The sequence below is a fragment of the Paenibacillus liaoningensis genome (genome assembly GCF_059609455.1).
Map to the genome: position 1 here is coordinate 105035 of NZ_JCAALU010000003.1, position 23343 is coordinate 128377.

The window sequence follows — 23343 nt, forward strand, 5'->3', positions numbered from 1 at the left end:
CCTGGAGGGAAAAAGCCTTATGCCTAATAATACCGATTGCATCGCTATGCTGCTAGCTGGAGGACAAGGAAGTCGTTTAGCCCCATTTACAGGCCAAATGGCCAAGCCCGTCGTATCTTTCGGCGATCGCTTCCGCATGATTGATTTTCCATTAAGCAATTGCATTAACTCGGGCATCCGCACCATCGGCGTGCTTACCCAATATTGCTCCGACTCGGTTCACGACCACATTACCGATGGAGAAGCTTGGCTTCGCTCAGCAACGACGAAGCATTCTGGCGAAATTACGATGCTGCCTGCTTCTCGGGTATCAAGCTCAGGCTGCTACACGGGAACGGCTGATGCCCTTCTTCGCAATATTGCTTATGTGGACGAGCATCATCCCGAGCATGTGCTTGTTTTGTCAGGCGACCACATTTACCAGATGGATTATCGCCCGATGCTGGAATTTCACAAGGCTAACAAGGCGATGGCAACAATTGCCGTCAAACAGGTGCCATGGCGTGAAGCCCATCGCTTCGGCATCATGCATACGGACGAGCAGTCCCGCATCATGAAGTTTGAGGAGAAGCCGGCGAACCCGGAAAGCAACTTGGCTTCTATGGGCATTTATTTGTTCCGCTGGCAAGATTTAAGACGTTTCCTGCTGGAGGACGCCGCTAACCCTCATTCAAGCCATGACTTTGGCAAAGACATTATTCCCGCCATTTTGGCTGCCGAGGAAAACTTGAACGCTTATCCATACGAGGGCTACTGGCGTGATGTCGGCACTGTGGAAAGCCTGTGGGAAGCGCATATGGAGCTGCTTGACGGCGAGATGAGCCTATCTACAGAAACTTGGCCTCTGCGATCCAAAGAGGTTCAGCAGGTGCGCAAGCCCTATGTCAGCCCGCAAGCCGTGCTGAGCAACAGCATTGCTCATCCAGGCTGCACAATCGAAGGCCGGATTTCACGCTCGGTGCTCGGTGCAGGAGTCAGCATTGGAAAAGGCAGCGGCATCGCCGAAAGCATCATTATGCCCGGTGCAAAAATTGGGCGCAATGTTATTATTCATAGAGCCATCATTGGCGAAAACGCCGTTATTCATGACGGTGCAATCATCGGGGAGAGAAATCACGGAGACATAGCCGTCGTCGCCCCCGGCGAAGCAATTGTGGCTCATTTTATGAATGGCAGCAGCAAATTGAAGGCGCTTGAACAATTAGAGCAGTTTGAGAAATCAGCGACAGAGCTTGTTGGTACAGGAGAAGAGCGATTCAGCAATAGCGTCTTGCACTATTAAAGTGATGTGTCATAAGTGGATGTCTTGGTATCCCATTACTTTCGACAGGACGCTCGCTTTACCCTGCTTGCCGAATCAGCAAATTATATAGCGGGTTATGCAAGGTGAAACGGCTGTCACCGTCCTCTGGCGGCGCAGCGCGTTTCATTCCGAGAAATTCAAAAAATACCCCTCGGTCCACGAAGCAATGTGGGCCGAGGGGTTTTTGAGGTTGTTAGAAGCTTTGTTCCATTATTCGTCAGACTGATCCGATATCGTCAACTGGCTAAGCTTCTCGTTCCATTGAACCGATAGGCCAAACCCCTGCTCAAGCAGCTGATAAGGAACGGCCGTCGCACCGGAATAAACAATCGGCGCCTCTGGCAGCTTAAACGTCGTATTGCCTGCTTTCGCCTGGGTATCCCCTATACGGAAGGTTACTGAGCGTTCCTTGTATTTAAGCGTATAAATTCTGAAGCCTTCTTTATTAAGAACGGAGCTCAACGTCATGCCTAATTCTTTAGCTACGTCTTTTATCGGCACATATACCGTCTCGCCTTGCGGCAGGGCAGGGTATATGCTGCTTAGCCATTGCCCATTTATAAACGTATCAACAGCCGGCCTTGCTTGCATGGGCGTATAAACCATGCCATCGCTGCGTTCGGATGGTCCGCCCGCTTCATAAAACTTGTTATGGCCCCAGCCCCATGCTTTGCCATCCTCATCAATGGCAACGCCGTGGTCTTCCCCCGCTGCGATATGCTTGATCCGGGTGAGCCCTCGCACTTTGCCCTGCTTGCCAGTAGCGGTATATCCATATGCAAAAACCTCGCCATCGGTCGTCAGCATAAGCAGGCTGCCCGCACTTCCGCTTATCTCCTTCAGCGTCAGTATCGGATACAGCGCTTGTTTTTTGCCTTTTTCAGCAATGCTCCACGCTTTTCCTTTCGTATCTAATGCCATTAGACCGCCGCTATACGCGACGATGGAGGTTATGCCGGACAAGCTGGATATTTTAGCCGGAGCTGTAGGCTTAATCGTCTCCGCGCCATCGCGGGGCGTCGCCACAGGCTGCCAGCTCCATACCGTTCCATCCTTCTTCACGGCGTAAGCCTTAGGGTAACCGTATGCTACCTGCACGACTTGATTTAAGCCCTTCACGGCAGCTGGCTTTCCAAAGCTGAGCTTTCCGGTGTCGTCTTGCTGCTTCGTCCATGTTGAGACCGTGCCATTATTCAATAAAGCTATATCGTAGCCGTAGCCGCCTGCCACCTTCGCTACGCCAGCAGCGCCTGCCACCTGCCGAAGCCCATTCGCATTTTTCCCGCTGCTGCCATTATGGCCCCAGGTCCAGACCGTTCCGTCTGCCTTTACCGCCATATAGTTTTGGTCGCTCTTATTGATATGAATATAGACAATATCGGAAAGTCCGGAATAACGTACAGGAGCTACTGTATTGCGAAAGCCTGGATTTCCCTCCAGCCCAAGCTCTCCCCACAAATTGCGTCCCCAAGCCCAGACCGTGCCGTCGCTGCGCAGCGCAATCGTATAGTTATGGGCGGCTTCTATTTGCGTGAAGCTTTTGGGGACGGCTTGGGCGGCCTCAGCAGCTTGCTCCTGCCCTTGCTCTTGCAACAGGCTTGCTGCTTGCTCTCCGCTGGCAATCGCCGCACTTTGCGGGCCACCCGTCCATACAAGCGCTGCTAGGAGCGTAAACGCCAGCAAGCTGCGCCAAGCCTTCCCGCTCTTATTAGATTTCCTTGTCGTCGTTATGTTGAACATCTTCATCACTACCCCCAATGACCATTTACAAGCTGTCTATATGGACGGCATTCCCAATTGGAAGGTTGCAGCTTGATGGCTATTTGGCTATTTGGCTATTTAGACATTCATTCCTTGGGGATGAAGATGAGGGCGATGAAAAGCTCAGGCGTCCATCTCCAGCACAGAGCTGTTGCTGATCAGCGTTCCGACATGGCTGCCATGGCAAATCGCCTTCATCGAGCCCGGCTGGTCGAAATTAAACACATGAATCGGCAGGTTATAGTCCCGTGCTAAAATAAACGCCGACTGGTCCATCACCTTAAGCTGCTGGTCCAGCACATCATTATAGTGCAGCGATTTGAATTTCCGCGCGCCCTTGTGCAGCTTGGGATCGGCGTCAAGCACGCCGTCTACGCCCTGCTTCGCGACCAGCAGAGCATCGCAGCCCACCTCAATGGCCCGCTGCACCGATGGGTAATCCGTCGTCACATACGGCTGTCCGTTGCCGCCTGCAAAAATGACGATATACCCCTTCTCCAAATGATGCACCGCCCGCAAACGGATGTAAGGCTCGGCAACGCTGCTGACAGGCAGCGCCGTCATGACGCGCACTTCCTTCTTCGTTCTGGCCTTCAGCACGCCTCTGAGCATAAGGCTGTTAATCACGGTCGCAAGCGTACCTATATTGTCCGCCTCTGCCCGTTCAATGCCCCAGCTTTCGCCCATATTGCCGCGAAAAATATTGCCGCCGCCAATAACGAGCGACACCTCAACGCCCATTTTTACAACGGACAGCACTTCTCTTGCGATATGCTCCAGCTTTTCGGGTTCAAAGCCAAACTCGCTTCCACCCGCAACCGCTCCGCCGCTCAGCTTAATCAGCACTCTTTTATACTTGTTATTCATCATCAATCATGCACCTCCAGTTAAATTAACGTTCGCAAGAAGCAGAACATTGGGGACTGAACCATTTAAATAGCGACTCAAGCAAAAATGACTTCGTCGTCCTTCCGGGACGTGCGAAGAGCTTTGTCGGAGAATTCTAAGCGGATATAAGGATGAAACTTATAAAGTCTTATATTTTGAAAAAAAGGCATAAAAAAACACCAAAGCATGATATGCCTTGGTGCTTCAAAGGAATGGAAATAGAAACGCGCTTCGGGCTGGACGGGCAAAACCGGCTGTTCCATTGCCTTGGCTTTCGCTCCATATTCCCATCTCCTTCCTTTATTCCTTCTTGATTTTGTCTTATTCTACGCCAGCGCTAGGCAAGTTGCAATAGTAGCTTAGGCTTAGGGCTTGCGATGCGGATACGAAATGACGCTACTCCTCGTAAATCATTTTGCGCGTCATGCCGCCGTCGACGACGAGATTAATGCCATTAACGAAATCATTGCCCGGATCGGTCAAATAAAAGCAGGCTTTGGCGATATCATCCGGCTTGCCGACTCGCATGGATGGATGCTGGCTGTGATCCTCCGGCCGCAGTGCTTCATAATCGCCGGTTTCGATCCAGCCGGGGCTGATGGCATTGACGCGAATGCGATCCGGGCCAAAAGAAAGAGCCAGCGCATGCGTCAGCGCAACGATGCCGCCCTTGGAAGCCGCATACGCCTCCGTATTGGGCTCAGACATTAAGGCGCGGGTCGAGGCCATATTGACGATGGCTCCGCCTCCGTTGCCGCGCATCAGCTTTGCCGCTTCCCTTGCGCATAAAAAAGTGCCGCGCAAATTCGTATGGAGCAGCGCATCCCATTCTTCAACCGCAAGGTCGTAAGGCGACTTCCACACCGCATAACCCGCGTTGTTAATCAGCACATCTATGCCGCCGTAGGTCTCGCTGATAAAAGCGAACATCGCTTCGATTTCCGCTGGCTGAGCCAAATCGATTGTATAAGCAGCAGCTTTGCCGCCCTCTCCTCGCATGTGGTCGGCTGCGGCCTCAGCGCCCTCGCTGTCCCTGTCTGCCGCAATGACAAGAGCTCCTTGCCTCGCATAGCTTGTCGCAACAACCAAGCCGATGCCGCGCGCGGCGCCGGTTACCAGCACTATTTTTCCACTATAGTCCATTGATCAGCTGCCTCCTCGTTTCCCTTCCTTATGCACAAACAGCCGATCAGATAGGCTCTGACCGGCTGCTCAAGCTTTTTATGCGCGACTTAAGCGTTATAAAATTTCAACAGCTCGCTGACGATCGCTTCTTGCGTTCCTTCTACGCGAGTCTGACGCTGCGTTTTCTCAAACAAGGACGAAATTTGCTCAGGGAATGCCTGCTCAATGCCGCAAAGGCGAATCGCCTCGTCGAACTTGGCCGGATGCGCAGTAGCCAGCGAAATCGTTACATCGCCGCTTTCAGCACATTGATCGGCTGCCGCCACGCCGCAAGCGGAGTGAGGGTCAAGCAAATAATCAGTTTCCGCGTTGTATTTGCTGATCGTATCAAGACATTCCTGTCCGCCAACGCCATGAGCGCCGAATTCAGCTTGCACCCGCTGCAAATCGTCTCCAGAAATAACGAGCTTGCCTTCCTTGCGGAACTGGTTCATCAGCTCTGTAATCAGCTGAGAATTTTCACCCAGCACATAATACAAATAACGCTCGAAGTTGCTTGCCACCTGAATGTCCATCGAAGGGCTGTACGTGCTGCGGAAATCTCCCGGCATATACACGCCTTCCTTGATGAAACGCTCCAAAATGTTGTTTTCGTTCGTTGCCAAAATCAGCTTGTTCACCGGAAGGCCCATGCGCTTCGCAAGGTATCCTGCAAAAATATCGCCAAAGTTGCCAGTCGGCACGCTGAAATTGACTTCCTTCACATCCTGCTGCTTCGCAACCTGGAAGTAAGCATAGAAATAATAAACCGTCTGCGCCAAAATGCGCACAAAGTTAATGGAGTTAATCGCACACAGATGGTTCGCAGACTTAAACTCCAAATCAGCGAACAAATCCTTGATAATGCGCTGGCAGTCGTCAAAATTGCCATCGACCGACAAGTTCAAGACGTTGTCGTCCGGCACTGTCGTCATTTGCAGTTCCTGCACCTTGCTGACTTTGCCATGGGGATGCAAAATGCAAATTTTAATGCCGTCTTTGCCGCGAACGCCTTGAATCGCCGATGCGCCCGTATCGCCGGAGGTCGCGCCAAGAATATGGATCGTCTTGTTCTGCTTGCGGGATACATACGTATATAATTCGCCCATAAATTGCAGCGCAATGTCCTTAAATGCAAAGGTTGGGCCGTGGAACAGCTCCAGCAAATACAGGTTGTCCTTCAAGCGGCGAACAGGCGTTACGCCTGAGTCGCGGAATGTTCCATAGCTGGCATCCACCATCGCCCGCAAATCTTCCGCTGGAATTTCATCATTCGTGAAATAGCCGAAAATTTCCAGCACCAGCTCCTGATAAGACAGGTTCTGCCACGCTTTCAGTTTCTCAGCTGAAAAAACAGGAATTTCACTCGGAACGAGCAAGCCTCCGTCATCTGCAAGTCCCATTAGAAAAGCGTCGATAAATCCGATTTTGCCAACATTTCCTCTTGTGCTAATATACTCCACCGGGTAATCCCTCCGACATTCTTTTGTAACATCATATCATCGTTTCCGGTTAAAATCGAATGGATTATTGAAATATGGCCTGTATTTCATCGCCGAAATGCCCGCGCCGCGCTGCGAGGTTTGCCTGTTATTTCCGCGCGGACGATACAATCAGCTCATACAGCTGCGACAAGGTGTCGCGGCGCTCCTCCTGCTCCATCCGCTTAATGAATGCGGCGCGGTTCTGGTAGACATCCTCAATCGCCGCCAGCAGCGTATCCGGCGCTACCTTCTCCTCATGGAGCACCTCGCAAAAGCCAGAAGACTTGAACGAATCTGCATTGAGCAGCTGATCGCCTCGACTCTGTGCCTTCGTAAGCGGAATGAGCAGCATTGGCTTGCGCAAATGCAAAAACTCAAATATAGCGTTAGAACCCGCGCGCGAAAGCACAATATCGCTCATCGCCAGCACATCGGGAAGCTGCTCATTAATGTATTCGAACTGCTTGTAATCCGCCGTCTCAAGGGCAGGTTCAACTTGTCCTTTGCCGCATAAATGCACGATGCTGAATTTGCGGGTCAGTTCGCTAAGCGCGCTGCGCACCGCCTTATTAATCGCCCGCGACCCAAGGCTGCCGCCCATAATGAGCAGGACGGGCTTCGCTCCTCCTGTTTCTGCCCGCGATGCCCCCTTTTCGTCTACTATTGCTGACGCTGCTGATACTTTCACTGTTTCCGCGGCAGACTCTTCGGCTCTCACGCTTTTTCCCGAAATGTTCACCACCAGCTTGGCAGGGTTAGCCGAATGGGCGGCGCTTTCCTTTGACGCCTGCCCTTGCGGCGTCTTGCTTAGCGTCTGTGAGCTGCCTGCTGCTCCCGAGGCTGCTGCATCAGCTGCTTCGGATGCAGGCAGCAGACCGCAATAGGCTCTGCCTCGCGAGGCAACCCCTCGCCCCAGCTCATCGCGGATGACTGCGCCAACATAATGCGCCTTGCCTGACGGCAAATGCTGCGCCGTCTCGGGAAAGGTCGTGCACACGCCCGTCGAGAAAGGGATTGCAATGCGATTCGCCAGTCCCGGGGTCAGATCCGATTCATGAATAAGCACCGGCACCCGATTGAGCCACGCGCCCAGCACAACCGGAACGGAAACGAAGCCGCCCTTGGAAAAAATCACGTTTGGCTTCTCCCGCTGTATGAGCCGATAAGCTTGAAAAACCCCTTTAACAACCTTGAAGGGGTCCTTCACATTTTGCCAGTCCAAATAGCGCCGAAGCTTGCCTGTCGCTATACCATGATATGTAAGCTGCTCTAGTGGAGCAGTAAGTTGCTTCTCAATGCCATTTTCCGACCCAATATAATGGATCTGCCAGCCGGCTTCCGCGAAACGGGGAATCAGCGCCAAGTTAACGGTCACATGGCCTGCCGTCCCTCCGCCTGTAAACATAATTTTCCTGCCCATTATCCATAACCTCCGGTTCCTTGCTGCCCATTCTCTTCCTTGCTCTTTATATGTATGACGAAAAATCAGGAAATTGTCAACTCATCTATCGTATACATATATGCCCAAAGACCATAAGACGGAAGCTTCGGGCTATCGGAGCAAGCAAAGGAGGTTCTGTCACACTTGGCTAGACTGAATCCGTTGAAGCCGGATCCAGCAGCCAAGGCATCCAACCGAGCGGGACTTTTGCTTCAATCCCGCTTCGCAGCTGGCGCTTTCACGACTGCTGGAGCCGGAAAAGCATCCGCTCCCTCCCCCTGGCCATCCTCCTCTACGTAACGCTTAAGCGCACCGAGCTTATTTTCCCAATAACGCTCATAGAAGGCGATCCATCGCTTTAGCTGCTGCAAAGGCTCCGTATCTAGCCGGTAGCGGGTTTCCCGGCCAACCTTGCGCTCTTTGACCAATCCTGCCTCGGCCAAAATTCGCAAATGCTTCGATACCGCAGTCCGGCTCATCTCATAATGGCTGCTGATGACCGTGACTGGCATCTCCTCATCAACAAGCAGCCGAAGCAGGCTGCGGCGCGTCGGATCGGCAATCGCTTGGAACACCTCAGCCTTCGGCTCCGCCGCCTCGCTGCTATTGTGCCTCGACATACGAAGCCAGCCTTTGCTGAATGCCCGTCCAGCCCTTGTCCATATTGCCGCGCACGATTTCATGCGGCTGTCCGAACTCCGTCACCGTATCCGCATTCCAGCCGCTGTGAATGAGCGTAAACTCCGTGTCTGCTCCTACAGCCTTTAACTCGAAGGAGAGCGTCCAGTCCTTGCCCCATTTGAAGGAGAGACGATTCGGCGGATCGATGACCGTCACCTTGCAGGGAGACTTTCCGAATGCGCCAGCTTCCAGCTGAAACTCATAACCTTCCTCCGGCTGAAAATCATTGGGCATAAACCATGCGGCGATGCCCTCTGACGTCGCTACCGCCTTCCACACTTTGTCTATCGGCGCCTTAAGCACCAGCGTCTGCCGGATATCCGGCAGCGTATTTGCCGCTTCGCTGCTCATTGTCAATCGTCTCCTCTTCTAATCGCTTTATTCTCTAAGTTCTTGCGGACACCAGATCCGTTATATACGCAAAATCATTGCATTTCCCTATTTTATCGGACACCAGCGCGCTTATTTGTGCTTTTAAGCCTCATTTTACGGCTCTGTCGGGCAAATAACGGCGCTCCTGTCCGCCGCCCTTAAATAAGTTCACTTTCTATCACAAATAGCGGATTCTGTGTCCGTGAGGACGGACCGGCATTTGATTGCCGTTTTTCTTTCATTAGCGGCCTCATGTATGCCGCCAGTTACGCAGCTAGTTATGCCCTCAGTTATTGTGCTAGTTACTCCGTCAGTTATGCAATTCGTTTTGCAGCTAGTTACACCGTCAGTTATGGTGCTAGTTACGCCGCCAGTTATGCCGTCAGCAGTTATTTCTTCTTTACTTTGTCCGTATGGCGAAATCGCAGCGCTGACCACACCTCGTCCACAGCGGCATTGCTCACAGGTCTATACGGTGTAAGCTCCATGACTAGCGCCGCCAAGCTGTCGCGGTTAATATCTGCCCCAGCCTTCGCGCTTTGCTTAGGATACGTGATCCAGAATACCGCGTCTTCTTCAAGCTGCGGCAATACGATCGGCAGCTGTTCCCTCACCTGCGCTGCATGATGAACAAAAAGCTGGGCGAAGCCATATGGGCCTGCACCACTCGTATCTTCAGCGATCCCAGGCGCATAGCCCTCCGGGGCATTCCATACCTTCGCAGCCTGTCCCTCTTTATAACGCAGCTTTTTCAGCAGTCCTTCATCCGCCATCCCGCTTCCTCCTTCAAGTCATGCCTGCACATGCGAAACCTTTTGGTTTCCTTTTGGATTATACGAAACCTTTTGGTTTCATGTCAATAGACTAGGCACTGATTAGAGTAACCAAAACCTTCCTGTATGATTTGTGATTAGCGACGCGTAATTATGGTTACATAGATAACATGAGACACTACAACAGCTGACACAAGCTACACATCGGTGAACAGCAAAAACACAAAGAGAAAGGCAGTGATCAATATGGGTTTTTTATGGACGTTAATTATAGGAGGCATTATCGGTTGGCTCGCAGGAATGATCGTTGGGCGTGATGTTCCCGGAGGCATCATTGGAAATATTATTGCAGGTTTTATCGGCGCATGGCTCGGAGGCTTGATCTTCGGCGAGCTTGGTCCGGTCATCGGCGGCTTCTATTTCATTCCAGCGTTAATTGGCGCAGTCGTATTGGTGTTCATTCTTAGCCTGATCTTGGCTGGACGAAGAAGACGAGCATAATTTTTTTCACCAATATTTTTTGAATAAATAAATGTAGAATAACTAAACAACCTGACGCCAGAAGGCATAATGTCAGGTTGTTTGGTTTTTCAGGCTATTTTTTTCGCAAGCATTAAACGACCATTAGCGACAAAAAGCCATGTCGAAAATCGAATATCGTGTCATAATTTGTAATAATATATACTTTATTTTTCACTATGCTCAAAAAATATATTTATTCAAGAAATTGTTCAAATTACAAGACTTGTGTTGCTGCTCTGAGGTTGTTAATCTAGACATAGGCCTAAATGATCAGCCGTTGAAAAATCTAGCATTTTACGCCTTTCGGCCGTGCTGGCATCGGTTGTAATTGGTTTTTAATATCTGTAAAATGTTTGTAGTTACCGAAGGTTAATAGGAGGTCCTCATGTTTGCTAAACGCCTTAAACAACTCAGAAAAAAAAGAAAGTACTCCATGCAGCAACTAGCGGATACCGTAGGCGTGGCTAAAAGTACCTATGCAGGCTATGAATCCGGCTATCGGCAGCCTACTTTGGAGACCATTCAAAGCATTGCGAAGAAATTGAATACGACATCCGATTATTTGCTAGGATTAACGGACTATCCTGATCAACAGGAACCGAGCAACAACGCCAAGGAGTTTTTCAATCATGAGCAGCTTCATTGGGACGGCGTTCCGCTGGAGCAGGAGGATTTAGAGCTTGTCCGGATGCTGCTTGAACGCGTTGTGCGCGACCGCACTTCATCCGGCGACCCTTCACAAAATCCTTCCTAGTCGGTGACCCTTATCCGCTTGCTTGAACAGCGTTCAGTTTGTTGATGGCGCTGCTGCGAATTTCCGCTTTAATGGATTGATATTCCTGCGTCCACGTTGATTTTTTAGCAAAGGCTATACCAGCTTCCTTATATTCTGTTTCAGCCTTGTTAATTAATGCTTGGTATTGTTTATCGCAAGAAGCCTCTGCAGCAGCAATTTTCCCCAGCAGCTCCCCTTGCAACGCCTTTTCATCCAGTTCCGAGCTTTTGTTTATTGCCGCAACAACCTGTGTCATTAGCTGATTGGCATTGCTGACGCATTTTCCTTTTAATGCCGAAAGCTGTGACTCATATTTGCTGTTGAGAGATTTGGTCTTGCTTTGAGTATCCTTCGTCTGGCTGGCTGTCTTGTTGTCCGTAGCCGTACTTGCTTTCCCGCCTGACGGCTTGCCTGGCTCATCCGTTATTGCAGTTCCGTCCGTCTTGCCAGCCGAGCTTGCCTGGGAGGAAGCCGTCTCTTGACCGTTCGCCTCCGCAGCTTGCTTGCCCTCTTCTTCCTCCTTGGCCTGCTTCGCTTTTTCCAAAATCGCCTTGCGCTTCGCATCGTCCTTTTCGCCAACCGCTTCTATCGGATAGTTCGTGTCCACGATCGCCAAATATTTACCATATTGCTTCGTAATGGAACGCAGGGCGTCAATTTCCTCCGTCGTCAGCTTAGCCAGCAGCAAATCGCGTATGGCCTGCTTTTCCTCCGTCGTCAGCTCCTCATCCGATTGCCCTAGCAAAATATACATTTCGCGGAATGAAAGCCCGGAGTTCAGCAAAATAGCAGCAACGTCCAGCGCGTCATCGGATTTGATAGTCTTGCCTGCGATTTGCTCCGCTTTGCCAACCGCACTATCGAGTGAGGACGGCAGCTCCGCCTGATTGGCCGCCCCGCCAGAGGCTGGTGCCGTGCCATCCTGCTCAGCCACTAAAGCGGCACGCCGCTGCTGGATATCCTCCAAGCTGATCGAGCTGATTTTCCAATAGAAGAAACCGACCGTACCGATAAGCAGAACAGCGATCGTTGCAGCGGTTATTAAAATCGTCTTCCAAATGCGTTTTTTCATCCTGTATCCATCCTTTCTTACGCGAAAAGAGCCGGACAAAGGTGTTATCACCTTTATCCGGCATTTGGGCCATTATGCTGCAGGTTAAAACTTGGGCTATAGCTTGAGCTATAGATTAATCAAACGATACAGCATGACCGCTGCTTCGGCGCGTGTCGTATTGGCATTGACCGGAAAGCTGCCCTGCTCCAGTGGAAGCAGGCTGTTCGCTGCCGCGAAGGCAACGCCCGCCTTCAACGATGGATGCAGGTTGTCCGCATCTTTCATATCGGCAAGTGCGGCTTTTACGTCGGATGGCACTTCTAATCCCTTCGATAGCTTCGCCGCCCTTGCAATCATCGTTGCCATTTCAGCATGCGTAATGGTTGCCTCCGGCTCGAAGCGATTGCCGCTTCGGCCTTGTACAAGGCCGTTCTTCACAGCTGCGCTCACATATGGCGCATACCATTGGCTGGCTGGCACGTCTTTGAACGTGCTGTCTGACGATGCATTTTTCAAATCCAGCGACCGAATGAGCATTTTGGCAAACTCCGCCCGCGTCACCATTTTGTTTGGATCAAAATGCAAATCCTCCACACCGTCAATAATGCCTTTGGCTGCTATCGCTTCAATTTCCTTGCCTGCCCATGCATATACGCTGTCCAGATCTTGAAAGGATGAGGGGGCAGGATTTACGATTGCGGCCGCTTGATCTACCGGATAAACAATCGAAACCTCCGTTTCAAGCGTATCCTCCAGCACCGCTTCTGTTACAGCATCTGTCGCAGCCTCGGCAACTGCCTGACCGACGTCCGGATTTACAAGACTGGGCGTTTCAGCAGGCAAAATCCCCTCCTGGGCTCCCGCTGTCAATGTCGAGCCGCTCAAATATTCGCTAAAATTGAAATAAGGCATATTCACAATATACTGGTCAATGCTGCTGCCCGTTCCCAGCTTGGCGAAGCTTTCGCCGAGCACCTTCCATACCGCTTCGCGCCGAGTCAAATAGTTTTGCATCGCTTCAACCGGCGGCTTGAAAATGATATAGCCCTTATCGACCGTCACATACGGTGTAACGTCGAATGTATTTTCCTGCTTCCAGGTCGTCTGCAGCAGTTCTACCGCCTGGCCTAGCAGCACTTGCTTCTGCTCGGACGACGACTGCGACCACTGCGAAATGATCGTATTCATTTCCTTGTGGTATTCGGCTAGAAGGTCGTCCTCTGGTACTTCAGGCTCCTCCTTGCCGAGCGTCACTTCCTTCTCGAAAAGCACTTTGCCGAGCAGGCTTGCCCGCAGCGTCGCTTTCGCCGAAACGACCGAGCCCGGTATCGTTACTACGCCCGACTGCGCAACTTTTACATCTTTGCTGCCTGACGTTTTGGACCAGACCAGCAATTCTTTGGGAACCTCACGACCAAAAATCGAAAGCTTGTACGTATGCTTGCGGCCCTCATGGTCGATGTCCACCGTCTCCTTCGCACCCGATCGCATATAAGCAATCATCATGGAGCGGATGGCTGGAACCTCCTTCTTAAGCTGGTTGCGGAAATTGGTGACGGTATCTACCATGTCTTTTTTCGTAATGTCCAGCTTGGCTAATACAGCACTCACTTTGTAGGTCGAGGTATCGGAAAGAACCGTTTCCAGCGCATCGCCAAGCAGCTTCGTCTGCTCACTTTCGCTCGCCATTAGAAGCAGCAGCTCGGTATTGCTTTTCTCCGAAACTAGCGACGTCGTTTTTTGCTCCAGCGCATTCATAAACTGCATGGCGTCATCCACCGTGAGATGATTTTGCCTCGCAAGTGCTGCTACTGCCTGCAAAGCGCCGCTATAGGCCGGGTTTTTGCGAATCGCCTCTAAATTATCAAAAGAAGGATCATATTGCAGGCTTCCCGCCGCTACCATAAAGTCGAAAAGCGGCTGCTGAACAGAAGGGTCTATTTTGCCAGCTAGCTTATTCCATATTGGAGCAATCAATTGGCCATTGGCTTCAAAGCTGAGCGTTGCAATTTCGTCCCGCAGGTCTCTGACCTCCTGTACGTCAGCCGGATCGCCCATTTGCAAATATTGATGCAGCTCCAGCAGGCGTTTAACAAACTCACTGCTGTAAAAGGATTCGGCTGCACCCGCATGCGCCGTCTGAACAATGCCGAGCTTCTCCAGCAAGCCCCGCTCGCTGAGCGGCAATCCGGACAGCGCCGTACCCGCAACAGCTGCCGCCAGGGCAGCGGAGACGATTTTTTTCGTAAACCTCATTACGTCCTCACCTCTTCTTTCGAAAATGGAAAATCGATGTAGAAGGCTGTTGAAAAGGAACTGCACTGCGTGGAAGGCTTGGTTTCCGATCGTTATTGCCCCCTGATTTCCTTGAATTAATCCGCTTAAGCGGTCAAAATCATGGGGCAAATACGAACGCTCCCGCTTCTCCAACTCAAACCTCCCACTCCGCTTGCCTTTTCAAAAATCCTTCTAGCATTTTTTTCTTAGCTGCCTAAATCAATTCATGTATCGCAATGTCTTCGATGTTCATCATAGGTCTGCCCACCGGATAGTAGGCGAACAGCGTGCCTTCCAGCTGTTCTTTGCTGATCGCATTGCGGCCGTCAATGAGAATGGGGCTCGCCATGACGCGCTCCACTTCCTTGAGATTGAGCTTCGTGTAGTCCTCCCACTCCGTGAGCAGGCAGACAGCGTCGCAATGCTTCGCCGCATCAAGCGCGGAATCGCACCATTCAATAGAAGGGTGGTTCAGCAGCGAACGGAAATTTTCGACCGCAATGGGGTCCGTTACCCGTGGAATTGCGCCAAGCGCAAGCAGCGATTCAATAATTTCAATCGCAGGCGCTTCTCTTACATCATCGGTTTCCGGCTTAAACGCAAGGCCCCAAATCGCAACGCGTCTGCCATGCATGCTGCCTAGCGCCCGCTTGAGCTTGTCGATGACGCCGTAGCGCTGATGCTGATTGACCTCTACGACCGACTTGAGCAGCTTGAAGTCGTATTCCACATTGCCGGCAATTTGAATTAATGCCTTCGTATCTTTCGGAAAGCAGGAGCCGCCATAGCCAATGCCAGCGCGCAGGAAGGAGGAACCTATCCGGCGGTCGAGCCCCATGCCGTGGGCAACCTCCGTCACGTCCGCGCCTACTTTTTCGCAAATGTTGGCAATTTCATTGATGAACGATATTTTCGTAGCTAGAAACGCATTGGAGGCGTATTTGATCATCTCGGCGCTGCGGATATCCGTCATAATGAGCTGGTCGGTAAACGGCTTGTGCAGGCTTGTCAGTACCTCTGCTGCACGCGTGCTCTCCGAGCCGATAACGATGCGGTCTGGATTTAAAGTATCCTTGACTGCCGAGCCTTCGCGCAGAAACTCAGGAACGGAGGCGATATCGAACGGGTAATCGCTGATCGCTGCCACAATGCCGCGAACGCGTTCGTTCGTGCCGACCGGCACTGTGCTTTTCACAACAACAACCTTATAGCCGTTAAGCGCGTAGCCGATTTCACGTGCTACCAGCTCGACAAATCGCATATCCGCTTCGCCATTCGGCAGCGGCGGCGTGCCTACCGCAATAATGACAACATCCGCCAGAGCCATCGCTTCGGTCAAATCATCGGTGAAGGAGAGGCGTCCTGCCGCCGTATTGCTATCGGCCAGCTCTTTGAGCCCTGGCTCATAAATGGGAATTTCACCGCTGCGCAGGCGCTCAATTTTGCTTACATCCTTATCGACACAGATGACATGATTGCCTTTCTCCGCATAACATACGCCCGATACCAATCCTACATATCCCGTTCCTATCACTGTTACGTTCATCAAGCTCCAGCTCCTATCATTTATTTTGAAATTTTCTATTATAAAATGGTCTCCACATCGTAGAGCAGCGCCGTACGAATAGCTGCCAGCCTGCGCCTGCAGCGCACCTCGCTCCAATCCTTCGCTCCGTAGTAAAGCCGCAGCGACGTGCCTGCCCCGGTAGGCTGAAGCGCGCACCAAGCTCCATCCTCGAAAACATATTTGATCACATTCGCCCCCAGCTCCTGATTCGCAGCTTCCTTGCTGAAGCCGAGCGCTCGCACGCCGTGCTCCTCGGAATCGTAAATGCTGCGAATCCGCAGCGAGGAAAGCTTCTCCGGCACTTCGCCCCGCAGCTTGCGCATCACATTGCGCAGCCGCTGCGAGCCTTCAAGGCCGGGAAAGGACAGGCTGACCTGATCCTCCAAATAAAAGCCATATGCCTCATAAAGCTTGTGCAGCTGATCCCATAGTGTCAGGCCGCGGCTTTTATAAAAAGCCGCCATCTCTGTTGTGAGCAGCAGCGTCTGCATGGCATCCTTATCTCTGACGAACGCCTGCGGCAAGCAGCCGCCCGTCTCATCAAAGGCGAAAAAATATTTTCTCGCCCCAAGCTGCTCCTCCTCCGCTATGCGAGCGGCAATATGGCGGAAGCCCGGCGGCGTCTCTACGATGTGAAGACCGTAGCGTCTTGCTATCGCTGTGCTAAGCTCCGTCGTCAGCAGCGACTTGTAGAAGGCTGCTGGGTAAACCGGCTCATTGGCACGCTTCTGCGCGCAAAGATATTCAAGCAGCAAGCTGCCTAGCTGGTTCGCGGACAGCAAGCGGAACTCCCGGCTTTTGTACCGAGCCATTGCACCAAGCTGCTGCGATTCGGGATCGGTCGCCATAATCAGATCCGTCTGCTTCCGCTCGGCGAGCAGCAGCGCCCGCCCGTAAGAATTGGAATTGTTAGGGTCTGGTTCATCAATGGTCGGAAAAAGCGGGTCTGGCTGGGACTGCTCCGGCACGCTTTCCACATCGCGATAGCCCATTTGCTTCAGCAGCTCCAGCAGCGTCTGCCCTCCGCTGCCATGCAGCGGCGTATATATAACGCGCAGCCGCGAGCGCCCAGCTCGAAAGGCTGTCGGGCGAACGATAATGTCCGCTAGCTTGCTGTGGTAAGCCTTGTCCACCTCTGTACCGACAAGTACAAGCAGCCTTTGCCGCACCGCCTCCTCCGCATCCATCAGCGGAATGGCAACCTCCTCCTCAATGCCCTCCATGCGCCTTGCTACGAGTTGATTGTATTCCGGCGCCATGACAGCGCCATCTGAGCTGAACAGCTTGACGCCGTTGTAATCATAAGGATAATGGCCGGCTGTAATCATCAGCCCGGCTGCCGCTTGCAGAAAACGGACAGCGAAGGAGAGCTCCGGCGTAGGCCGGGCCTGCTCGAAAAGATAAACCTTCACGCGGTTTTTGGCCAGCACGAGCGCTGCCTGTTCCGCGAACACCCGCGATAAAATTCGGCTGTCAAAAGCAATCGCAACACCGCGCTGCTTCGCCTCCTCGCCGCCGCTGCGAATTTCCCCAGCAAGCGCCAGCGCGATGCGGCGCACCGTGTAGATGTTCATCCGGTTCGTTCCTGCGCCTACCTTCTCCCGCACGCCTTCCGGCCCAAGGTGAAGATGCTTGTAGAAGCGGTCGGTCAAATCGCCTGCTCCAAGCTCTCCGAGCTCTTTTCGAAGGTAAAAGGGCAGTTCTGCTTCCCTCCAGCGCTCGTATCTCCGATCAATCGCATAATCCAGCTGCTCTGCAATAGCATTCCTCATCCTGTTAGCTCCTTCAAATCATGCAATATTGCATAATGTCATTCCAATCCGCTTCCAGCCTGACGCTCTCCTCTTCTACAAGCTGCGTTCCTCTCATAACCTCGATCATTTCCATCGGTGTAAGGGCAAGCAGGCAGTGTCTGCTGCCTAGAGGGATGTTAATAATGTCGCCAGCCTTTACGGTCCGCAGCTGGTCATCGAGCATCATTTCGCCTTCACCGGACAAAATCGTCCACACCTCGCAGCGATTGTTATGATAGTGATAGCTGAAGTTTTTCCCTCTATCGAGGCAGACGCGCTTCGTCATGACCTCGCTGCCGTCCGGATATTTCAAATAATCAAGCACGATGTAGTAGCCCCATCTGCGTTCCTCGTACATCGGGCGCTTATCGCTATTTTTCAGCACTTCTTTAATGCGCGGGCTGGACGCTTTGTCGGAAACGAGAATGCCGTCGGGGCTAGCAGCGACGATAGCATTTTTGATGCCCAGAATCGTAATCGGAATACCCAGCTCGTTAATGACATGCGTATCCGTTGCAAGCTCTGTCGTAATATGCTCGCCAAGCTCCGACGTTCCCATTTCTTCTGTCAGCGTGTTCCAGGTGCCAAGGTCTTTCCAGCAGCCGTCAAAAGGAAGCACAGCAACCTGCTTGGCCCGCTCAACGACCTCGTAATCGAAGCTTGTTTTCACCAGCGTGCTGTATTGATTGACGAGCTCGTCGTATTGAATTGGAATCCGCTTCTCGATGAGCAGATTAATCAAATAGCCGAGCTTGAAGGCGAACACGCCACAGTTCCAAAGCGCTCCGCGCTGCATTAGCTCGGATGCCGCATCCTCGCGCGGCTTTTCAGTGAAGTGCCGAACAAGCCTGTACGAGCGGGCATTGCCTGTTTCTGCGTCATTCACTTCCGCTTCCGTGACGTCGCCTGCCGCATTAATAATCAGCTTAGGCTCGTCAGTCTCCGGCACGATGTAGCCGTATTTTTCCGATGGGAAGGTCGGTTTGACGCCCATCAGCGCCATATCGCAGCCAGAATCGCGAATGACCTGCTCAAGCTCGCTTATTTTATGGAAGAAGGCATCCTCCACATAGGGGTCAACCGGGAGAATCGTCACGACCTCATCCAGGCTGACTCCGGCAACGGAGTACAAATAAACCGCCGATAAAGCGATAGCCGGGAACGTATCCCGCCGCTCTGGTTCAATAATGAGCGGCACCGACAAGCCGGCATGCACCCGAATCATTTCCTCCTGCGCCTTGCCTGCGGCGATATAGGATGAGCTTTGCAGGCCCGTCTCGCCCAGCTGGCGCCATACCCGCTCGACCATCGATTCCTTTAGCCCGCCGGGCCCATCCAAAATACGCAAAAATTGCTTCGACCTTGCATCATTAGATAGCGGCCACAGCCGTTTACCTGAACCGCCGGATAAAAGAATCAGCTTCATTGGTTTTGCTCCTCCTTTTGCAATTGAAACTGTGGTGAAAGAAAAGCTGCGCTGCACAAGCGTAAACGACTTTGCCGTCCTCTGGCGGTAATGCTAACGTTTCGCGGTGAAATATAAGCCAAGTATAAAGAGAATACTTATACTTTCTTATATTTTGAAAAGCTTGGCTTCCGATCGCCATTACCCTTGAATTTCTTTGAATCGCCTATATAGGCGGAAATTCAAGGGTAAAAGCGAGCGCTGTCGCTTCTCCAGTCCAAGCTTTTCATTCCGCTCCGCTTTTTCACCACGCTTCTAAAACCTCAAGAATATAGCGGCACTTGCTTTACGCCGCTTTCTCTACCTTTTTCTTCACCTGACGCAGCAACAGCAGCATCGACAGCATCGCTTTTTTGCCGCCCTCGAAACGGGTCAGCACAGCTAGCAGCCCCGATAGCACGCTGCCTCTTGCCGTCCAATTTTGTTCGAGGCTGAGCTGCACGAGCCGCTTCGCTTTATCCATGTCCCGCTCATTCACAATGGCGGAAACGCCGAGATTAAACAGCTTGAGCGCCAGGCGCTTCGATCTTTTCAGAAAAAATAGGGCGTGCACGCCGTAGCGGTCAATCAGGTCGCGCCCTTCGCGAATACGAAGCTCGGCGCACTGTCTGCCCAGTTCAGCAAGATATTGCTGCACCATCATTTTTTCAACGGAGCCGCTTACGCCGTCAGGCAATGTGTATCTGCGATACAGCAGCTTCTCGACAAGCGCAAACTCCGTGACGAGCCCCATCCGCAGCCATAAATCGTAATCCTGCGTGAACTTGAACAGCTCGCGGTAGCCGCCCGCCTGCTCGTAAGCATCGCGGCGGAACATAACCTCGCCGTGGGTGTAGAAGTTATTTTGCAGCAGCTGATCGATGCCCTTAATGCCCTGCTTGTACTTGTTATAGATCGTCGTTGTATTCGTCACCTTGTTGACGTTCTCGACGATACAGCCTACGACGCCGACATCTGGCCTGCTTTGAAGCACCTTTACCTGCTCCTCAATACGCTGCGGGAACGAAATATCGCCGGAGCCGTGAATGGCTACAACCTCTCCCCTGCTCTGCTTCACCGCTTCAATGACCGAACGGGTGAAGCCGCGATTGCTGTGGCTGATCAGCCGAATGCGCGGATCTTGAAAAGCTTCCAGCGCCTGCAGCGTGCCGTCCGTCGAACCGTCATCGACCAAAATTATTTCCGTATTCGCATACGTTTGGTCAAGCAGGCTTTGAATCGACTCCTTCACTTGATTGACCCGGTTGTAATACACCGTGATGATCGATACCAGCATGTCCTCACCTCCGTTATTTCGGGCCCTTTAGCGGCTTCGCAGCTTCATGAAACGAAGGCCGATCGAGCCGATTTTACTTTTGATTTGCGCCCAGTCCTCTTTGTTCAAAATTAAAAGCCTGGACAAGCTAATGGATTCACGCCGTGCGTAAAAAATAATAAAAGCAACGCCCGCATACATGTAGCTAATGCTGGACGAAATCGATGCCCCTACCGCGCCGTATTTGGGAACGAGAATGAAATTGAGCACGACATTCATAATGAGCGCAATAACCGATACCCGCAGCGAGAACAGCGGCGCGCCTCTGCCCGACAGGTCGGAATGGATCAGCTTGAACAGCACCATCGCGATGATGCCCGGCAGCAAGTAGCGGATAACCTGTCCCGATTCGGCAAAATCTGCTCCATATAGCAGACGAATAAATAGCGGCGACATGAACCAGAAGAAGACGCCGAATACGAGAAGCACAGGCATAATGACGCGTATCAGCTTCGCTGTCCGTTCGACCGCCGCCTGACTGCTGCTTGAGCTTGCGCTGCGTGAAAATAAAATGAGCCCAATGGCAGCTGGCAGCTGCCAGATCAGCTCGGCGAGATTCGTGCCAACCGAATAGATGCCGACCTCGATGACATTCGTGAACCGCTCCAAAATAATGACGTCCACCCGGTAATTAAGCTGAATAATGAACAGCGCAAGCGCAAAGGAAAAGCCCTGCCGCATCATCTGCTGCGGAATGGGGTGAATATATTTGAACTTGAATTTCACTTCGCCAAGCAGCAGTTTCATAGAGTAGCCTAGCGTGAACGCCGCCATCAGCAGCTGTGTCAGCGCCGCTCCGAGAACGCCCATGCCAAGCGCCCAGACGAGAATAAGCAAAATGATGAAATTAAGTGCCGTCTTAATAATTTCCACCTTATTAATGCTGCCAATATTGCCTTTGCCCTGCATAATGCCGCGTAAATATTGAATCGCTAGATTGACGGGCACGGTCAGTGTACAAATGACAAGCAGCTCCCAGCTGTACTCTCCTCCATACTGGAGCAGCAAAATGCCCATCACGACAGCCACGCTGAGGGAGGATGAGATTAACCACATGAATAATAAGGTCGATACAATATCGTTATAGTTAAATAATTTTTTACCGATGAGATAAGCAGCCGCCTGCCGGATGCCAAGATCGGCGATCGTCACAACGAGCGTAGGGATGACGAGTATGGCCGTTATCATCCCCTTGCCTTCAGGACCCAGCAGTCTGGCTGTCAGTACCGAAACGATAAAAGCTCCGAATAATACAAGCAGCCGGGTGCCGATCGTTGTTAAAATCTGAAACAGCATGCTAGTGGTTCACCTTCATGATCTGCGCGCCCAGCGCTGTGAAAATTTCAGTGAAGTTGCCGTAGCCCCGCTCCAGCTGGTACAAATTCGTAATCCGGCTTGTCCCAACAGCCGCCAGCGCAGCAACCGCAACCGCCGCTCCGCCGCGAATATCGGTGGCAACCAGATCGGTGCCATACAGCTCATCTACGCCATGAATGACAGCTGTCTGTCCCGCTGCCCCATTGACGCAAAGGAAGCCGCCATCCTTCACCTCGATGTTTGCGCCCAGCTTGTTCAGCTCGTAGCAGTAGGAGAAGCGTCCGTCGAGAATCGTCTCCTTCAGCTCGCTCGTTCCACTTGCATTCATCATCAATACGGTATGCAGCGGTTGAATATCGGTATGGAAGCCCGGATAAGCAGCCGTCGTGACGTTCACCGCTTCCAGTGGACGATTCCATTCCACATAAATGCCATTGTCGATTTCTTCTATTTTCAGGCCCGCCTGCCGCCATACGGCTACTTCGGACTCCAGAATGCGGGTCGTTGCATTGCGAATCGTTGCCGAGCCTTTCGTCGCACCGACCGCTGAAATAATCGTCGAGGCGATAATGCGGTCGCTCATTACCGTAAAGTCTGCACGGTGAAGACGCGCTACGCCTGTAATTTGCAGGCTGTTCGAAGACAGCCATTCAATATTTGCCCCCATATCGTTCAGCAGCTTGATGACGTCCAGCACCTCAGGATTGCGGGCCGCGTTATGCAGCTCAACAACCGCATTCGAACGAACGGAAGCGAATAGAACGTTCAGCGTGCCGCCAAAGGTTGGATACGGGAACGTAATGACCGTCCGCTCCTTCGGCTGGCTTTCGCGCAAGTGAAGCCCGAGCTCGCTCTCCTCCATCGCAAAGCCAAGCTCCTGCAGCGCGCTTACGTGCATGTCATGCTTGCGGCTGCCAATGTTGCAGCCGCCCGGCAGCGGCAGGAATAGCGAGCTGCGCCAGTGCGCTGCCGCTCCAAGCAGCAGCAGGGAGTGGCGGATTTTGCCCGCCAGCTCCGCATTCAGCGTGCCGCCCATCCACGCGCTGCCCTTGCAGTGAAGCTCGTCGCCTTTAATCTCGACGTTTGCGCCGGAGTCGTTCAACAGCTTGATGAGCTTCGCTACGTCATTCAGCTCAAGCGGCACATTATGCAGCACGACCTCCTCATCGGAGAGGCAGGCAGCCACAATAGCGGGCAGCGCCGAGTTTTTGGCACCGGGAAGCGACACTTCACCTGAAAGGGGATAACCTCCCTCAATTAATAAATAAGGCTCCGAAATCCTTTTTGTGCCGAGCACTCTTGAATGAGCTTGTACCATATGCTTTCTCTCCCTTTTTAAAGGGGGCAGAAACAGGAACATCGCTGCGCGAAAAGGCTAGTTTCCGACCGCT

At 52.2% G+C, this 23343-nt stretch carries 19 protein-coding genes; 3 read left to right on the forward strand and 16 right to left on the reverse strand.

Features of this window, described 5'->3' with window-relative positions; translation table 11 throughout:
- Window positions 1-19 precede the first annotated feature (19 nt).
- Entirely contained in the window at window positions 20-1282 is a 1263-nt protein-coding gene (locus AC6B99_RS05060) for a glucose-1-phosphate adenylyltransferase (protein ID WP_056033812.1), read from the forward strand.
- A 231-nt stretch (window positions 1283-1513) separates the two neighbouring features.
- Here the strand turns inward: AC6B99_RS05060 and AC6B99_RS05065 are convergent, their stop codons facing one another.
- The 8 genes from AC6B99_RS05065 to AC6B99_RS05100 form a co-directional block, all read right to left on the reverse strand.
- Window positions 1514-3043, reverse strand: a complete 1530-nt coding sequence (locus tag AC6B99_RS05065; protein WP_494862472.1) for a stalk domain-containing protein — start codon at window positions 3041-3043, stop codon at window positions 1514-1516.
- Between the two features lie 144 nt (window positions 3044-3187).
- Window positions 3188-3931 carry a UMP kinase gene (pyrH, locus tag AC6B99_RS05070; protein ID WP_056033930.1) on the reverse strand — a complete coding sequence of 248 codons (744 nt, stop codon included), beginning with the start codon at window positions 3929-3931 and terminating at the stop codon, window positions 3188-3190.
- 417 nt (window positions 3932-4348) lie between these two features.
- Window positions 4349-5095, reverse strand: coding sequence for an SDR family NAD(P)-dependent oxidoreductase (locus AC6B99_RS05075; protein WP_056033808.1), 747 nt, complete (start codon window positions 5093-5095; stop codon window positions 4349-4351).
- Window positions 5096-5184: 89 nt separating this feature from the next.
- Complete coding sequence (gene thrC / locus AC6B99_RS05080) at window positions 5185-6579, reverse strand: threonine synthase (protein ID WP_494881755.1); 1395 nt, start codon at window positions 6577-6579, stop codon at window positions 5185-5187.
- A gap of 127 nt (window positions 6580-6706) precedes the next feature.
- Window positions 6707-8020: a glycosyltransferase gene (locus tag AC6B99_RS05085; RefSeq protein WP_496662908.1), complete on the reverse strand. Its 1314-nt coding sequence runs from the start codon at window positions 8018-8020 to the stop codon at window positions 6707-6709.
- 233 nt (window positions 8021-8253) lie between these two features.
- On the reverse strand, window positions 8254-8661 hold the full coding sequence (locus tag AC6B99_RS05090) for an ArsR/SmtB family transcription factor (RefSeq protein WP_099518552.1): 408 nt from the start codon (window positions 8659-8661) through the stop codon (window positions 8254-8256).
- On the reverse strand, window positions 8645-9073 hold the full coding sequence (locus AC6B99_RS05095) for an SRPBCC family protein (RefSeq protein WP_056033799.1): 429 nt from the start codon (window positions 9071-9073) through the stop codon (window positions 8645-8647). Before AC6B99_RS05095 ends, AC6B99_RS05090 begins: the two co-directional genes overlap by 17 nt.
- Window positions 9074-9483: 410 nt before the next feature.
- Window positions 9484-9867 (reverse strand): hypothetical protein, encoded by a 384-nt coding sequence (locus tag AC6B99_RS05100; protein ID WP_056033796.1) that lies wholly within the window; start codon window positions 9865-9867, stop codon window positions 9484-9486.
- Window positions 9868-10113: 246 nt separating this feature from the next.
- On the opposite strand from AC6B99_RS05100, the gene AC6B99_RS05105 reads away from it, so the two are divergent.
- Window positions 10114-10368, forward strand: coding sequence for a GlsB/YeaQ/YmgE family stress response membrane protein (locus tag AC6B99_RS05105; protein ID WP_056033793.1), 255 nt, complete (start codon window positions 10114-10116; stop codon window positions 10366-10368).
- Window positions 10369-10774: 406 nt separating this feature from the next.
- Window positions 10775-11143 carry a helix-turn-helix domain-containing protein gene (locus AC6B99_RS05110; RefSeq protein WP_056033790.1) on the forward strand — a complete coding sequence of 123 codons (369 nt, stop codon included), beginning with the start codon at window positions 10775-10777 and terminating at the stop codon, window positions 11141-11143.
- A gap of 10 nt (window positions 11144-11153) precedes the next feature.
- Here the strand turns inward: AC6B99_RS05110 and AC6B99_RS05115 are convergent, their stop codons facing one another.
- From AC6B99_RS05115 to AC6B99_RS05150, 8 genes are all read right to left on the reverse strand, one after another.
- Window positions 11154-12236, reverse strand: coding sequence for a hypothetical protein (locus AC6B99_RS05115; RefSeq protein ID WP_494862481.1), 1083 nt, complete (start codon window positions 12234-12236; stop codon window positions 11154-11156).
- A gap of 108 nt (window positions 12237-12344) precedes the next feature.
- Window positions 12345-14474, reverse strand: a complete 2130-nt coding sequence (locus AC6B99_RS05120; RefSeq protein WP_155973035.1) for an S-layer homology domain-containing protein — start codon at window positions 14472-14474, stop codon at window positions 12345-12347.
- Between the two features lie 235 nt (window positions 14475-14709).
- Entirely contained in the window at window positions 14710-16041 is a 1332-nt protein-coding gene (locus AC6B99_RS05125; protein ID WP_496662909.1) for a UDP-glucose dehydrogenase family protein, read from the reverse strand.
- A gap of 38 nt (window positions 16042-16079) precedes the next feature.
- Complete coding sequence (locus AC6B99_RS05130; protein WP_496662910.1) at window positions 16080-17834, reverse strand: phospho-sugar mutase; 1755 nt, start codon at window positions 17832-17834, stop codon at window positions 16080-16082.
- Window positions 17835-17847: 13 nt separating this feature from the next.
- On the reverse strand, window positions 17848-19281 hold the full coding sequence (locus AC6B99_RS05135) for a sugar phosphate nucleotidyltransferase (RefSeq protein WP_056033776.1): 1434 nt from the start codon (window positions 19279-19281) through the stop codon (window positions 17848-17850).
- Window positions 19282-19606: 325 nt separating this feature from the next.
- On the reverse strand, window positions 19607-20596 hold the full coding sequence (locus AC6B99_RS05140) for a glycosyltransferase (protein ID WP_056033773.1): 990 nt from the start codon (window positions 20594-20596) through the stop codon (window positions 19607-19609).
- 27 nt (window positions 20597-20623) lie between these two features.
- Entirely contained in the window at window positions 20624-21931 is a 1308-nt protein-coding gene (locus tag AC6B99_RS05145; RefSeq protein WP_494862485.1) for an oligosaccharide flippase family protein, read from the reverse strand.
- Window position 21932: 1 nt separating this feature from the next.
- A complete protein-coding gene (locus AC6B99_RS05150; protein WP_056033766.1) occupies window positions 21933-23270 on the reverse strand; it encodes a UDP-N-acetylglucosamine 1-carboxyvinyltransferase in 1338 nt (445 codons plus the stop codon).
- Window positions 23271-23343: the final 73 nt, after the last annotated feature.